The sequence below is a fragment of the Amycolatopsis sp. NPDC114484 genome, assembly GCF_055633755.1.
In genome coordinates this window covers 234,719-249,452 of record NZ_JBVKDQ010000010.1, presented here as the reverse complement: position 1 = coordinate 249,452, position 14,734 = coordinate 234,719, and the positions used below count along the sequence as shown (strand labels likewise).

Here is a 14,734-nt window from a genome sequence, read left to right as displayed (position 1 = left end):
GAGCTGGCCGGGTCGCCGTCCCCACAGCAACCGTCCCCGCGACTCTCCTCAAGTACTCCTGTACCCCAGCGGCAAATACCCCAAACAGCACCGCGTCCATCCCCCTACGCCCCTTCCACAGCATACCGCACTTCATCGAACTTGTGTTCGATATAGCCAAGTATGCCGGAGGGGACCGACAAGATCGGGCGGACCGCTGGGGAGTTCACTCGGTCCGGCGAAAAATGTCCAGAACGGAGGCGGGACAAGGCATCGGGCGCGGACGGCTTGTGTGCGCTGGGAGCGCTCGCGCGCTAGAAGTTCAAGGGTTAGCGCTCAGAGAGACATCCAGTATCGGCGCTACGGCACCGCGCGGAAGCAGAAGGGCAGACCGGGGCTGTGCCGGTTATCGGCGCAGCAAGTCGCTGCCGAGGTGAACCGCCTTGGAGCAAACCCGCGGAGTAGTCGTGGCACGGGTACGAGATTGGCGAGCGCAGCGGGCGGGCTCTGGAAGCTCGGCCCCGGCTTGTTCTGCCCGCCCTGCTGGCGAACAGGATCGGAAATCCGGCCCAGGCGACGGGGCTCGCTAACAAGAAGCCAGATCGAACGGCACCCCGGCACCCCGGCACCCCGGCACCCCGGCACCCCGGCACCCCGGCACCCCGGCACCCCGGCACCCCGGCACCCCGGCACCCCGGCACCCCGGCACGGAGGATCACACCTCCGAAACCGCGGCAGCCGTCAGAGTTTCACCATGGGCACGCTGCCGATCAGCATCAGCCGGACCTTGCCCGAAGCTCCGAAGTCGATCGTTGCCGTCGCGCGCGGGCCGATGCCGTCGCAGGAGATGACTGTGCCCAGGCCGTACTTGTCGTGACTCACCCGGTCTCCGACGTCCAGCTTCAGTGCCACCGTCTCCTTCCAGCCCTTCCCGAACGGCGAGCTCGAAGACGTCGACGTCGAGGACCGGCGACCCCACGTCGTCGCGGCTCGGGGGCCGGAGGAGGAACCAGAAGAGGAGCCGAAGTTTCCGAAGCCGGGCGAGGACGGTTCGAGACGACGCCAGTCGACGAGGTCCGGGGGCAGCTCGTCCAGGAAGCGGGAAGCCGGGTTCATCTGCGGCTGTCCCCAAGCCGACCGGGTGAGGGCCCGCGACACGTAAAGCCGTTGCCGCGCACGGGTGATCGCCACGTAGGCCAGTCGGCGTTCTTCGGCCAGCTCCGCGGGATCGCCCAGGGCGCGCATGTGCGGGAAGACTCCGTCTTCCCATCCGGTGCAGAAGACGACCGGGTACTCCAGGCCCTTGGCGGTGTGCACGGTCATCAGCGTGACCACGCCCGCACCGCCGTCGCCTTCCTCGCCGCCGTCTGAGGCGGGGATCGAGTCGGCGTCCGCGACCAAGGAAACCCGTTCCAGGAAAGCCGGGAGGGAACCGGGAGCGGGGACGCCGTCGTCCAGGACCAGTTCCGCGTTCTCGTCGTTGGTGACCTCGGCGGTGAACTCCGCGAATTCACGCGCCACCGTCACCAGTTCGGTGAGGTTTTCGACGCGCGACGCGTCCTGCGGGTCGTCCGATTCCTCGAGCTCCGCGCGGTAGCCGGTGCGCTCCAGGACCGCTTCGAGCAGGTCGTGCACCTCGGTGCCGGACGACGCCATCTCCTGCAGTTCGTCCATCAGCGTCACGAATCCGGTGATCGCCTTGGCCGAGCGCGGGTTCAACAGCGCCACCTTGTCCTCGACCGCGTCACGCAGCGCGGCCCAGAACGAGATCCGCTCCCGTTCCGCGTGGGTGGCCACGACTGCCTCGGCACGGTCGCCGATGCCGCGCTTGGGAACGTTGAGAATCCGCCGCAGGCTGACCGTGTCGTCCGGGTTCGCGAGGACGCGCAGGTACGCGATCATGTCCCGCACTTCGCGCCGCTCGTAGAACCGCACCCCGCCGACGACCTTGTACGGCAGGCCCAGCCGGATGAAGATTTCCTCGAACACTCGCGACTGGTTGTTGGTGCGGTAGAACACCGCGACGTCGGAGTAGTCCGCCTCGCCCTTCTCCGCCAGCGAGTCGATCTCCCCGGCGACGAACGCGGCCTCGTCGTGGTCGTTGTCCGACACGTAGCCGACGATCTTCTCGCCGTCGCCCGAATCGGTCCACAGCCGCTTGGCCCGCCGGTTGGGGTTGCGCGCGATCACCGCGTTGGCCGCGGACAGGATCGTTTGCGTGGAACGGTAGTTCTGCTCCAGCAGAATCGTGTGCGCGTTCGGGAAGTCGCGTTCGAATTCCTCGATGTTGCGGATGGTCGCGCCGCGGAAGGCGTAGATGGACTGGTCCGCGTCGCCGACCACGCACAATTCGGCGGGCTCGATGCCGGTGTCCGTCGCTTCGGTGCCGGCCAGCACGCGCACCAGGGTGTACTGCGCGTGGTTGGTGTCCTGGTACTCGTCGACCAAAACGTGCCGGAAGCGCCGCCGGTAGTACTCAGCGACGTCCGGGAACGCTTGCAGCAACGACACCGTCCGCATGATCAGGTCGTCGAAGTCGAACGCGTTCGCGCTCGCCAGCCTGCGCTGGTACTCGGTGTAGACCTCGGCGACCCGGCGTTCCAGATCGTTGGCCGCCTTCGAGGCCGCCTCGTCCGGATCGACCAGCTCGTTCTTCAGGTTCGAGATGTGCACCGCGAGCGTGCGCGCGGCGTACTTCTTCGGGTCGATGTCGAGATCGCGCGCCACGAGCGTGATGAGCCGCTTCGTGTCGTCCGAGTCGTAGATGGAGAAACTCGACGACATGTCGAGCGTTTTCGCCTCGCGGCGCAGGATTCGCACGCACATCGAGTGGAACGTGGACACCCACATCGCGTTCGCGCGTTTGCCGACGAGCGCCGCGACGCGTTCGCGCATCTCGGCGGCGGCCTTGTTGGTGAACGTGATCGCCATGATCTCGCCCGGATGCACGCCGCGCTGGCCGAGCAGGTAGGCGATCCGGCGCGTGAGCACACGTGTCTTGCCCGATCCGGCTCCCGCGACGACCAGCAGCGGACCTCCGGCGTGCGTCACCGCCTCGCGCTGGGCGGGGTTGAGGTCCTCGAGCAGGTCTGCGGTTCCCGGCCGGGCAGCGCGGGCGGGCGGGTCTGCGGGGAGATCGAAGAGGGTGTCCATCGTCTGTCAACGCTACCCCGGGGGTACGACAGTCCCGGAACAGCCACGGGGTCGGCCTGCGCTTCCGGACGTACGCCGCAGTGTCGCCTCGCGTCCGACGCGCGAGGCCGTCGCGACGCGGAGCATCGAACGGTATGGACGACAAGATTCCCGCCCGGCTGAGGGCTTCCGACGGCGACCGCGAGCGCGTCGCCGAGACCATCCAGGCCGCCGGTTCCGAAGGACGGCTCACTCTCGAAGAGGTGGAGGAGCGGCTGCGCGCGGTCTACGCCGTCCGCTACACCGACGAACTCGGCGAACTCACCTCCGACCTTCCCCGCGCGGAGCCAGTACGACCGCGCGGCGGCGGCTGGCCGCTCACCCGGGCCGCCCTGCGCGAACATCCGGCGTTGCGCGTCCATCTCGGGATCGTCGCGGTGCTCGCGACCTTGCTGATCGTGCGATGGGCGATCGGCGGCGCGCTGTTCTTCTGGCCGGCGATGCCGTTGTTCTGGCTGTTCATCAGCCTTGTGCTGCACGCGCGGGTGCGGGCGTTCCGGCGGCGACCGGGCGCGCCTGTGCCATACTGAACCCGTGCGGCACAGCAGCGAGCGATTTTTTTACGGGACCCGGACTCCGGCTCCCGTGATCGCGTAGTGCCCCACCCGCCATCACCCGCAGCCCCGGAGTCCACTGGACCCGGGGCTTTCGCCGTCCCTGGGCCACAGGGAGTCCGGACTTCAGAGAGGTCCCGATGAACGCGCAGACGCAGAACGCCGACGGACAGCCCGCCGAGCACACCCCGGCGGGCGAGGACATCTCTTCGCTTCGCGAGGAGATCGACTGGCTCGACTCCGAAATCCTCCGGCTCGTGAAGCGCCGGGTAGAGGTGTCGAAGACCATCGGCGCGGCCCGGATGGCCGCGGGCGGCACGAAAATCGTCTACAACCGCGAGATGGACGTGCTGGCGCGCTACCGCGAACTGGGTCCGGAGGGCCGTCAGCTGGCGATGCTGCTGCTGAACCTCGGCCGCGGCAGGCTGGGCCGCTGACCCGGTATCCGGGGCATCCCCGATTCGCTCCGCACGGAAACCGGGCAGACTGGACACATGATTAACCTCATCGCCGTCATCATCGCGATCGCGAGCGTGCTGGCGTCCCTCGGCCACGTCGGCTACCTGGCAATGCTGAACAACGCGGCGGGCAAACGGGCGGGCGGGGCTCCGGTGGCGCAGTACGTGCGCGGCCGCTGGGCGCTGGCCGGCGGTGCGACCGCGGCCTCGCTGTTCGCCTGGCTGCTCACTTCGGGCAACGTCGTGCTGGACATCCTCGCCATCGTCATCGCGGTCGGTAGCGGCGCGACGTCGGTGAAGGCCCTCCAGTCGACGCAGGCGAAGTACCGCAGCGGCGGCTGATTAGCCCCCGAACTGGGGAAATACCGGGCGTCCTGCTGCGCTGCGTGACGTGCCGCCCGTTCGGGCGCGCCCGGTCGAGTGAAACCGGTGCAAGTTGCAGGATGGGTGAAGACATTCGCCTGCCGGTTTCCTACTGTGAAGTCCGTGAGGACCCTGGCGTCTATGCCGGGCTATGCCCGGAGGACGCGCGGGAGCTGCGGCTCCGCGCGCCGTTCTCCGCGTGCGCGTGCATTTGCTCGGGAGTTCGCAAGTGTGGACGCAAGCGCCGTTCTCCGGATCCCTGCTCCGTTCGGGTTGACGATCGCCCCGGTGCCGTCACGCCCCTCTCGCGGAGGGGTCGGACCGGCATGACGGGAAACACGATGGGCGGTTCGCGGCACGCTGACCGTCCCGGCGCGGTGTCGGACGCCGAGGTCACCGTCCCCGGACGGCACCGCGTTCGCGCCGACGGCACTTGGACTCCCGTGGTGCCGCCTCGCGCCGCCGGGCATCACCGGCACCGCACCGGCCCGGCCGCTCCGGCGCAGCGGCAGCGAGGCAGCGAGAATCCGCAGCAGCGCGGCGCACCGGCTCCGCGCGCGAACCGGGTGCCCGATGACGGCAACCGCCCGGCCCCGAACCAGCCGGCTTTCCCCACCGCGAGCGGCACGTTGCCGATCGGCGAGCCCCCGCTGCCGCAGCCGCAGCGCCGCCGGGCACCGGTCGAGCCGCAGGGCCGCCGGATGCCAGTCGAACTGCAAGGTCGCCGAGCGCCGGTCGAGCCGCAAGGTCGCCGGATGCCAGTCGAGCTGCAAGGCCGCCGAGCCCCCGTCGAGCTGCAGGACCGCCGAGCGTCCGTCGAACCCGCACGCCGCCAGGCCGCCGTCCCGGATCGGCTGGCCGAACCCCGTCAGACCGTCGTTTCCCCTGGCCGGCCAACCGAATCGCAGAGCCGCCGAGCCGCTCCGACGGCCCGGCAGGCGGAATCCCCGAGCCGCCGGACCGAATCCCGCGCCGCCTTCGCGCCCCCGCAGGACCAGATCCCCGAGGAGCACCGCGCCTTCGCCCCGTCGGCGAGCGCGCTCCCCCAGCCGACCCGACGCACCCGCCAGGAACGAGTCGCCACCACCTCCGCCGCGCTGGCCAACCGGCCGGACAGCCCCCGCGAACGCGTCGAGCTGAACGCGGTCGCGGAAGAGCCGCCCCGGCGCCAGCGCGTCACCCTCGGCGAGCCCGCCGTCTCGACGCAGGAGAAAGAAGAGCAGCAGGACGACGAGGTGCGCGTGTACGCCGCGCCGCTGCTGGACGGCCTCGGCACGTTCGATCTCGGCTCGGTGCCCGCGTCGGTCACTCCGCCGAAGACCTGGCGCAAGGCCGCGTGGTTCGCCACCGGCGCGTCCGGCGCGGTGGTCGTCGGACTGCTGTTCGCCGGAACGTTCCTGGTCGGCGGGCCCACCACCACGACGACCGACGCGGTCGGCGGCGGCGGCTGGCCCGGCAGGCAGAACGGCGGCAACCCGAACCTCAGCGCGCTCATCCCGAACGGGCAGCACGGCGGCGTCGGCGGCTCCGGCCCGCGCGACGGCACCAGCACCAGCCCGGACGGCGTCACCTCGGACAACGGTACGTACCCGCAGCAGGGCACCGGTCCGAGCAGCTCCGCGAGCAGCAGTTCCGCCGACGTGACCACGTCGCCTGGACCCGGCACCGGCAGCAGGACGTCCGCGCCGACCACCACGGACTCGCCCTCGTCCAGCGAGCCGCCGCAGAAGCCTCCGGTCACGCCCGCTCAGCGGGAAACGAAGGACCCTTATTTCACGGCCGCCGATCCGAACACGATGGGCAACAACTCGGAGAAGTTCTTCAACAACGTCACCACCGACCCGTCGGAGGCCTCGTCGGTCACGTCCGGCGACCTCAAGCAAGAGGGTCCGCAGGGCCTGCGCAAGCGCTACGCCAACGTCGCGTACTTCGAGGTCAAGAAGGTCACCATCGACCCGCAGCACGGCACCACGGTGAACACCGTCGAGGTCACGCACCAGGACGGCAGCAAGAGCACCGAGGAGCGCACGCTCGCCTTCGACGACAACGGCAAGATCACCGACGACGGCCACTGACCAGCACACTGTCTGCAAATGCCGATGCACGTGCGGAGCGGTGAGCGGTTGTTCCCTCGTCCGGTTGGGTGACATAAGCTGCCGTTCGTCGTACGACGGCGGCATTCCGGCGACGGAGTCTGGCGGCCGACTGTCGGCACAGGGTTACCTGGCGACTACCAGGTTCGGCGCCGACCACGAATCGGCTGTCCGGGCCGCCCGGGGACACCGCCACCGTGTCGGGTCCCGCCCCGAACCCCAGAGCGAGGATTTTCGTGCTTGAACGGCAGCGAACCCGGCGAGAACCCGACGCCGTGCGCGTCGAGGACGTGATCCCGCCGGAACTGCTCGAGGACGTGGCCGAAGCCGACCGCGAGTATCTCGAGCAGGTGTTCCGCGAACCGCAGAAATACCTGCCGCCGCGCACCCACCGCCCGGTCGTCCGGTCCGAGGAACCCGTCGAAGAGCCCGAAAGCAAGCTCGCCCGCCGCGCGAAGCTGGCCGGGCTCGTCGGGGCGGGCGCGCTCGTCGCCGGTGCCGTCGTCACCGCCTCGCTGCTCAGCGGCGGACCGCGGCCCACAGTTCCGATCGCCAAGGAAACCGCGATGCCGGCCGGGTTCAGCGGCGCGGCAGCGCTCGGCGGCCAAGCCGTGCCGCAGCAACGCAAGAGCCACTCGTCCGGCGGCACGACGTCGGGGCAGAGCGAAAGCACGACGCAGTCCAAGCACACCGACTCCGCGGCGACTACGCCGTCGAATTCGGGCACCACGACTCCGCAGACCACCTCCGGCACCTCGTCGTCTTCTTCGCCGAGCGCCCCGTCCTCTTCGGAGTCGCACAACAAGTCCGCCACCTCGTCGGCGGCCGCGCCGGGTCCGGTGAAGCTCGAAGCGGTGCGCAAGTTCTACGCCTCGATCGACCACCACCCGGAGAACGCGCTTTCGCTGCTCACGCCGAGCGTCGCGCGCGGCGAAACCGGCGACCTGGTCCGCGCGTGGAGCGGCGCCGACTCGATCGACGTCCAGGAATTGCACGTCCAGGACGACGGTTCGGTCTTCGCCGTGGCGCTGGTCCACCAGGCCGACGGCACCCTGGTGCGCGTGACCCAATTGTTCGACGTCGTCGAGCAGGATGTGATCTCCCAGGCCCGCGTCCTGTCCGCGGTCTACTCCTGACCTGCGCGAACGTGGTTATGCCGGGTCGTCGGAAGTGTGCCGCGTGCGTGTGCGCAGAGTGAGCGCCTAGCCTTGTCACGGGTCGGTCTCGGCAAAACCGGCGCACGGTCCACAGCAGGTGCCTACGCTCCGGTGCTGCGGCGGGTTCGAACTCACCCCTTTGGGGTAGACAAGTCCCGCCCCGGGAAGTCGGAGCCCCAAAGGGAGGTCGCGTGAGCGACGAGGGTCGTCTGGTCGCCGACCGGTACCGGATCGTCGGAAAGATCGGTTCCGGCGCGATGGGGGCCGTCTGGCGCGCCCACGACGAGGTGCTGGGCCGCACGGTCGCCATCAAGCAGCTTCTTCTCCAGCCCGGGCTTGAGAACCACGAGGCGGAGGACGCCCGGCAGCGCACCATGCGCGAGGGCCGGATCGCCGCCCGGCTGCACCACCCGAACGCGATCTCCGTGTTCGACGTCGTCACCGACGACAACGGCCAGCCCTGCCTGATCATGGAATACCTGGCTTCCACCAGTCTGGCGCAGGTGCTGCAGGAAAAGGGCACCCTGCCGCCGATCGAGGTCGCGCGGATCGGCGCGCAGATCGCCGCCGCCCTTCGCGAGGCGCACGCGGTCGGCATCGTGCACCGCGACATCAAGCCGGGCAACATCCTGCTCGCCGGCAACGGCACCGTGAAGATCACCGACTTCGGCATCTCGCGCGCCAAGGACGACGTCACGGTCACCAAGACCGGGATGATCGCGGGCACCCCCGCTTACCTGGCCCCCGAGGTCGCGATCGGCGGCGACCCCGGCCCCGAGTCAGACGTCTTCTCCCTCGGCTCCACGCTGTACGCCGCTTGCGAGGGACAGCCGCCGTTCGGCCTGTCCGAGAACACGCTGAGCCTGCTGCACGCGGTCGCGGCCGGGCAGATCAACCCGCCGCGTCAATCCGGTCCGCTGGCGAGCGTGCTCGCGGTGCTGCTGCACCCGGAGACCCAGCACCGGCCCACCGCCGACGAATGCGAGGAGCTGCTGTCCGCCGTCGCGCGCGGCGAGACCCCGCTCGGCGGCCCGGCCGGCGAGACGATGCTGGCCTCGTCCTCGGGCACCCTCGGCTCGGCTGCGCTCGGTGCGGCGGGCGGCGCGGCGGCGGCCGGTCTGCTGCACCCCGACGACGAGCAGGCCAGCCACTCCGGCACGTTGCTCGACGACCCGGGCGTCACGCAGCAGTACGACCCGAGCGCGCAGCAGTACTACGGCGAGGACCCGTACCCGCCGGGCTCCGGTTACCCGGAGGACGACTACGACGACCGCGGCTACCAGCAGGACGGCTACCAGGAGCCGCCGCTCTACGGCGACCCGAGCCGCAACGGCCTCGCCGCCACGCGCGCGGTCCCGGTGCCGGAGCACTACGAGGACAACCCGTACGACGAGGAACCCGCACCTCGGACCCGGGTACAGACCGCGCCCGAGGACGACGATGACGAGAAGCCCGGCGCTTGGAAGAAGCCCGCGCTGATCGGCGGCGTCGTGGTGGTCGGCCTGGTCGCGCTCGGCGTGTGGCTGCTGACTCCGGGCAATCCGCCGGACGCCTCGCAGCCGGCCCCGCCTGTTTCGTCCTCCGCGGTCGCGCCGACTTCCGTCACACAGCCGCCTTCGGAAGCAACCACTACGTCCCCGCCTACGTCTTTCCGGGAAAGCGCGACCCGCGAGACCCAGTCGACGCGGCACTCGAAGCGGTCAACTACGGCGGAGGACACTCCGACGCAGGAACCGTCTCAGACTCGGGTGTCTCAGACCAAGCAGTCGCAGACCAAGCCGCCGCAGTCGGAGACCTCGGCGACAGCGCCGCCGACAGCGACCAGCTAAGCGATCCAGGGACAGCATTGAGTTCAGAAGGCAGCATCGTCGGCGAGCGGTACCGGCTCGACCAGCCGATCGGACGCGGCCGCGCGGGCATCGTGTGGCTCGCGTTCGACACGCGGCTGTTCCGGACCGTCGCCGTCAAACGCATGTACCTGCCCGTCGGCCTGCCGCCGGAGCGCGCCGAACAGGCCCGCGCGATGGCGATGGAAGAGGGTAAGGCCGCGGCCCGGATCGACCATCCGTGCGCGATCACGGTGTACGACGTGCTGCCCGACGGCCAGGACGTGTGGCTGGTGATGGAGTACATCCCTTCGCGCGGGATGTCGGTGTTCCTCGCCGAGCACGGCCGCCTCACCCCGGAGCAGGCCGCGTTCCTGGGCATTCAGCTCGGCGACGCGATGGCGTCGATCCACTCGGCGGGCATCGTCCACCGCACGCTCGAACCGAACACTGTCCTGCTCGCGGACGACGGCAGCGTCAAGCTGACCGACATCGGCATCACCGGCGGCGGCCCGCACGCCGCTTACCGGGCTCCTGAGGTCACCCGTGGCGCTCCCCCGTCGGCAGCTGCAGACGTGTTCTCCCTTGGCGCGACGCTGTACACGGCGGTCGAGGGGGTGCCGCCGTTCGGCGACGACGGCCAGTCTCCGGAACGGCCTGCCGAGAACGCTGGCCCGCTCGCCGGGGCGTTGCAGAAGATGCTGCGCCCCGACCCGTCGGCCCGGCCGACCATGGACGACACCGTGCACGCGCTGAAGGCGATCACCGTCGGGCGCGAGCAGACCGCGTTCATCCCGCCGACCGCGCCCGCGCTGCCGCCCGTTCCGACGTCGCGGCCGGTGCCGGCGCAGCAGCCCAATCCGGCCGAAGCCACGCAGCAGATCCAGCCGGACGCCACCCAGCGGATCCTGCCGCCGCAGCAGCCGATGCCCGCGCAGCAACCGGCTCCGCTCATGCAGCTTCCGGTCCAGCAGGTGCCGCAGGCTCCCGCACCGGCGCAGCCGATGCAGCAAGCGATGCAGCAGCCGACCGCCCGCTACATGCCCACCCCGGCGCAGCAGGCCGCGTCCGCTCAGGCCGCTGCTCGCGAGAAGGCGGCCGCACGACGGCGGATCATCCTCACCGTCGCGGCGATCCTGTGCGCGATCCTGATCGGGATCGGCGTCTCGCAGCTGCTTTTCGTCTGAGCCTGTGTCAGGCGACGTTCTCGGTCGCCTCTTGCATGGCTTCGAGGAATGTCTGCACGGCCGGGCTGCCCGCGACCCGTGCGGCCACCGCGGCGTGAATGTGCCTGCTCGGCTGCGGATTGCGGACGCGGCGCACCACCACGCCCGGATGCGGCGTGCCCAGCCCCAGCTCCGGAACCAGCCCGACGCCGAGCCCGGCGGCGATGAACCCTTGCGCCGACGGATAGTCCTCGGACTCGACCACGACGTTCGGGTGGAAACCGGCCGACGCGCAGGCACCTTCCAGGATCGCCCGGCACGCGCCGGGGATCGGATCGACGCCGACCCACGGTTCGTCGGCGAGGTCGGTCAAGTCGAGCACGCGTTTGCGGGCCAGCCGGTGCGCACGCGGCAGCACCGCGCGGTACGGATCGTCCAGCAGCGGCACCAGCTCGATGCCCCGGCCCGGCTCCGAGGGCCGCGGGTACACGATGATCGCCAGGTCAGCGCGGCCTTCTTCGACCTCGGTGAGCGGGTCGCCCGGGTCGATGAGCTTGAGATCGAGCCACACGCCAGGGTGTTCGCGACGCAGCGCGGCCACCGCGTACGGCACCATCGTCGCGCCAGCGGTAGCGAAGTAGCGGATGGCGAGCTTGCCGGTACGGCCTTCCTTCAGCTCGGTGAGCGCGGCCTCGGCTCGGGCTAGCTCCGCGCTGAGCGTCTCGGCGTGTTCGGACAGCAGCGTCCCCGCCGGGGTCGGCTGGACGCCGCGGCCGACGCGTTCCAGCAACGGCGTGCCCGCTTCGCGTTCGAGCACCGCCAGCTGCTGGCTGATCGCCGACGGCGTGTACCCGAGATTCCTTGCCGCAGCAGTGATCGAACCGCTCGTGATCACCGCGCGCAGCACCTGCATGCGCCGCACATCGAGCATGGCTTCAATCCTACAGCTTTGCTTAATCGTCCCTGCAGTTATTTTCGCTTGTCCTTACACCTCACCGCGGCAAAGCTGGCTAGTGAGGCGAAGGAGGAACCTGGGGTGGGCGAGACGAAGACGCTGCTGAGGATCGCGGCGCTCGCGTTGATGTGGGGATCGAGTTTTTTCTGGATCAAGCTGGGGCTGGAAGCGTTTTCACCGGTGCAACTGGTGCTCGCGCGGCTCGTCCTCGGCGCGGCGGCGCTGCTGGCGCTGTGCCTGATCGGGCGTCGGAGCCTCCCCGCGCAGCGGAGCACCTGGGGACATCTGCTTGTCGCGGCGTTCTTCCACAATGCCTTGCCATTCCTGCTTTTCGCGGTCGGCGAGACCACTGTGGACTCCGGAATCACCGGGGTGCTGAACTCCACCACCCCGCTCTGGGTGCTCGTGGCGGCCCCGTTCCTCGGGGCGTCGAGCCGGATGAACGCGACGCGGATCGCCGGTCTGGTGATCGGGCTCGGCGGGATCCTGCTGATTTTCGCGCCGTGGCAGGCGTCCGGACTACTAAGCTGGGGTGCGCTGGCCTGCCTCGCCGCCGCGGCGAGTTACGGGTTCGCGTTCGTCTACGAAGGACGGTACCTGTCGAGCACCGGCTCCTCGCCGTACGCGATCGCGGCCGGGCAAATGCTGCTGGCCACGGGGTTTCTGGTGCTGGCCATGCCGTTCGGCGGGTTCACTCCGGTGCATCTGAGCCCGGTCGCGCTGATCGCGGTGGTGATCCTCGGCCTCGGTTCGACCGGGATCGCGTTCGCGCTCAACTACCAATTGCTGGCGAGCGAAGGCGCGGTGGCCGCGTCGGTGGTCGGCTATCTGCTTCCGGTGGTGTCGGTGTTGCTGGGCGCGGTTTTCCTGCACGAGCAGCTGAACCTGCGCGTGATCGCGGGCATGCTCGTGGTGCTCGTCGGCGTCGCGCTGACCAGGTTGCAGCGGAAACCGGCGGTGGCTCCGGAAGAAGAACTGACTCCGGCTTAGACGAGACGGCGGTCCGAGGCCCAGCGGGACAGCTCGTAGCGATTGGACAGCTGGGTCTTGCGCAGGACGCTCGACACGTGCGTCTCGACCGTCTTCACCGAGATAAACAGCTCGGACGCGATTTCCTTGTACGCGTAACCGCGGGCGAGCAGGCGCAGAACGTCGCGCTCGCGCGGGGTGAGCAGGTCCAGTTCGGGGTCGTTGATCGGCGCGGAGCCGGGACGGTCGGCGAAGGCGTCGAGGACGAAACCGGCCAGCCGCGGGGAAAACACCGCGTCGCCGTCGGCCACCCGGACCACCGCGCGGACGAGTTCCTTCGACGAGATCGTCTTGGTGACGTAGCCGCGCGCGCCGGCGCGGATGACTGCGATGACGTCCTCCGCCGCGTCGGACACCGACAGCGCGAGGAACACGACGTCCGGCAGCTCCGGGCGCACGCGGCGGAGCACCTCGGCACCGCCGCCGTCGGGCATGTGGACGTCGAGCAGCACGACCTGCGGACTGGTGCGCACGATGCCGGCGACCGCTTCGGCGACCGACCCGGCCTCACCGACGACCTGCACCTCGTCGGTGATCGAATCGAGCTCCGTGCGCACTCCCGCGCGGAACAACGCGTGGTCGTCCACGAGGAAGACCTTGACCGGTTCCCGCTGGCTTTCCGTCACGACTGCCCACTCCCTCGCTTCGCCTGCCCCCGAGCATAGCGAGGTCACGCCACCCCTTTGCTCGCTTTCACCGGCATGGCGAGCTGGACTTCGGTGCCTTCGCCGGGCGCGGTGCGCAGCTTGCAGGTGCCGCCGTGGCGTTCCATCCGGCCGCGGATCGAGTCGGCGAGGCCGTGCCGGTCGGCGGGCACGACGTCCGGGTCGAAGCCCTTGCCTCGGTCGCGCACGAACACGGTGACCTCGGTGGGCTCGACCTCGGCGAACACGCTGACCTCGTCGACGCCGGCGTGTTTGGCCGCGTTGACGATCGCCTCGCGGGCGGCCTGCACCAGCGCGGTGAGCGGCGGGTTCAGCTCGGCGTCGCCGACCACGACCTGGCCGACCGAGATCGCGAACTGGTCCTCGACCTCGCCGCACGCCGCGGCGAGCGCCTCGGACAGCTGCTGCCGGACGCCTTCTTCCTCTTCCTTGGTCCGCTTGTCGCTGGGTTTGCCGTAGCCGCCGGGGCCGTACAGCCAGCCGCGCAGCTCGCGTTCCTGGCCGCGGGCGAGGCGGGCGACCTCGGCGGGCTGGTCGGCCTGGCGCTGGATCAGCGCGAGGGTCTGCAGGACGGAGTCGTGCAGGTGCGCGGCGATCTCGGCGCGTTCGTCGGTACGGATGCGGGCCTGGCGTTCCTCGCCGAGGTCGCGGACCAGCCGCAGCCAGAACGGGATGGTGAGGACGGCGACGCCGATCAGCGTCGCGAGCACCGCGATCAGGGCGAACTTGACCTGGTCGAAGTCGCCGCTGGCGAACACCACGAAGCCGATGCCGGTGGCCACCAGCGCGACCCCGGCGAGGATCCGGACGATCGCCGCGAGCCTGCCGCCCTCGCCGACCAGTCCGTCCCGGGCCCCGACGCGCCAGCGCCGCCGCTGCGACTCGTCCGCCTCCCGCCAGACGACCGCCGCACCGAGCGCGGCGAGCGCGAGCGGCACCGCGACCCAGCCGCGGATGGCGCCGGTGAGCGTGCTGCTGGCGATCGCGAGACCGATACCGAGCGCGATCAGCCCATACGCCTGCTGCCGGTCGCGGGGCTTGGGCGCGGTCTCGTTCTCCTCCGAGCTCTGCGGGACGAACACCCAGAGCAGGCCGTAGGCGAGCAGCCCGGCCCCGTTGAGCGCGGCCAGCAGCGCGAACACGACGCGGACCCAGCCGACCGGGACCCCGAGGTGATCGGCGAGCCCGCTCGCGACGCCCGCGACCGCCCGTCCGGAGCGTCGCCGGTACATCTTGGGCCGCGGTTCGGGTTCGGCGACCTCCATCGCCTGGGCGGACATGAGTGCCGAGGGCTCCT

12 protein-coding genes are annotated in these 14,734 nt (G+C 70.1%); 8 read left to right on the top strand and 4 right to left on the bottom strand.

What is annotated here, in order from left to right; translation table 11 throughout:
- Positions 1 to 720: 720 nt before the first annotated feature.
- Positions 721 to 3,132: a DNA helicase PcrA gene (pcrA, locus tag ACZ7SW_RS25090; protein ID WP_470232790.1), complete on the bottom strand. Its 2,412-nt coding sequence runs from the start codon at positions 3,130 to 3,132 to the stop codon at positions 721 to 723.
- A gap of 134 nt (positions 3,133 to 3,266) precedes the next feature.
- Between pcrA and ACZ7SW_RS25085 the strand changes: the two genes are divergently transcribed.
- The 7 genes from ACZ7SW_RS25085 (at position 3,267) to ACZ7SW_RS25055 (ending at position 10,809) form a co-directional block, all read left to right on the top strand.
- Positions 3,267 to 3,701, top strand: a complete 435-nt coding sequence (locus tag ACZ7SW_RS25085) for a DUF1707 SHOCT-like domain-containing protein (RefSeq protein WP_470232789.1) — start codon at positions 3,267 to 3,269, stop codon at positions 3,699 to 3,701.
- A 164-nt stretch (positions 3,702 to 3,865) separates the two neighbouring features.
- Positions 3,866 to 4,162, top strand: a complete 297-nt coding sequence (locus ACZ7SW_RS25080) for a chorismate mutase (protein WP_009072470.1) — start codon at positions 3,866 to 3,868, stop codon at positions 4,160 to 4,162.
- A 57-nt stretch (positions 4,163 to 4,219) separates the two neighbouring features.
- Complete coding sequence (locus ACZ7SW_RS25075) at positions 4,220 to 4,525, top strand: hypothetical protein (RefSeq protein WP_470232788.1); 306 nt, start codon at positions 4,220 to 4,222, stop codon at positions 4,523 to 4,525.
- Between the two features lie 347 nt (positions 4,526 to 4,872).
- Positions 4,873 to 6,621: a hypothetical protein gene (locus ACZ7SW_RS25070; RefSeq protein ID WP_470232787.1), complete on the top strand. Its 1,749-nt coding sequence runs from the start codon at positions 4,873 to 4,875 to the stop codon at positions 6,619 to 6,621.
- Between the two features lie 254 nt (positions 6,622 to 6,875).
- A complete protein-coding gene (locus ACZ7SW_RS25065; RefSeq protein ID WP_470232786.1) occupies positions 6,876 to 7,775 on the top strand; it encodes a hypothetical protein in 900 nt (299 codons plus the stop codon).
- Positions 7,776 to 7,987: 212 nt separating this feature from the next.
- Positions 7,988 to 9,625, top strand: coding sequence for a serine/threonine-protein kinase (locus ACZ7SW_RS25060; RefSeq protein WP_470232785.1), 1,638 nt, complete (start codon positions 7,988 to 7,990; stop codon positions 9,623 to 9,625).
- Between the two features lie 17 nt (positions 9,626 to 9,642).
- Entirely contained in the window at positions 9,643 to 10,809 is a 1,167-nt protein-coding gene (locus tag ACZ7SW_RS25055; RefSeq protein WP_470232784.1) for a serine/threonine-protein kinase, read from the top strand.
- A 7-nt stretch (positions 10,810 to 10,816) separates the two neighbouring features.
- Here the strand turns inward: ACZ7SW_RS25055 and ACZ7SW_RS25050 are convergent, their stop codons facing one another.
- On the bottom strand, positions 10,817 to 11,719 hold the full coding sequence (locus ACZ7SW_RS25050; RefSeq protein ID WP_116206532.1) for a LysR family transcriptional regulator: 903 nt from the start codon (positions 11,717 to 11,719) through the stop codon (positions 10,817 to 10,819).
- Between the two features lie 105 nt (positions 11,720 to 11,824).
- On the opposite strand from ACZ7SW_RS25050, the gene ACZ7SW_RS25045 reads away from it, so the two are divergent.
- Positions 11,825 to 12,733: a DMT family transporter gene (locus ACZ7SW_RS25045; RefSeq protein WP_470232783.1), complete on the top strand. Its 909-nt coding sequence runs from the start codon at positions 11,825 to 11,827 to the stop codon at positions 12,731 to 12,733.
- On the opposite strand, the gene ACZ7SW_RS25040 is transcribed toward ACZ7SW_RS25045, so the two are convergent.
- Together ACZ7SW_RS25040 and ACZ7SW_RS25035 are read right to left on the bottom strand one after the other, a co-directional pair.
- Positions 12,730 to 13,398 carry a response regulator gene (locus ACZ7SW_RS25040; protein WP_370932133.1) on the bottom strand — a complete coding sequence of 223 codons (669 nt, stop codon included), beginning with the start codon at positions 13,396 to 13,398 and terminating at the stop codon, positions 12,730 to 12,732. The two genes, ACZ7SW_RS25045 and ACZ7SW_RS25040, sit on opposite strands and share 4 nt — an antisense overlap.
- Positions 13,399 to 13,442: 44 nt before the next feature.
- Entirely contained in the window at positions 13,443 to 14,717 is a 1,275-nt protein-coding gene (locus ACZ7SW_RS25035; RefSeq protein WP_470232864.1) for an ATP-binding protein, read from the bottom strand.
- Positions 14,718 to 14,734 lie beyond the last annotated feature (17 nt).

Bases quoted from the DNA above. Each gene is read 5' to 3' on its own strand.
- pcrA (WP_470232790.1), bottom strand. From the start codon at position 3,132: ATGGACACCCTCTTCGATCTCCCCGCAGACCCGCCCGCCCGCGCTGCC.
- ACZ7SW_RS25085 (WP_470232789.1), top strand. From the start codon at position 3,267: ATGGACGACAAGATTCCCGCCCGGCTGAGGGCTTCCGACGGCGACCGC.
- ACZ7SW_RS25080 (WP_009072470.1), top strand. From the start codon at position 3,866: ATGAACGCGCAGACGCAGAACGCCGACGGACAGCCCGCCGAGCACACC.
- ACZ7SW_RS25075 (WP_470232788.1), top strand. From the start codon at position 4,220: ATGATTAACCTCATCGCCGTCATCATCGCGATCGCGAGCGTGCTGGCG.
- ACZ7SW_RS25070 (WP_470232787.1), top strand. From the start codon at position 4,873: ATGACGGGAAACACGATGGGCGGTTCGCGGCACGCTGACCGTCCCGGC.
- ACZ7SW_RS25050 (WP_116206532.1), bottom strand. From the start codon at position 11,719: ATGCTCGATGTGCGGCGCATGCAGGTGCTGCGCGCGGTGATCACGAGC.
- ACZ7SW_RS25035 (WP_470232864.1), bottom strand. From the start codon at position 14,717: ATGTCCGCCCAGGCGATGGAGGTCGCCGAACCCGAACCGCGGCCCAAG.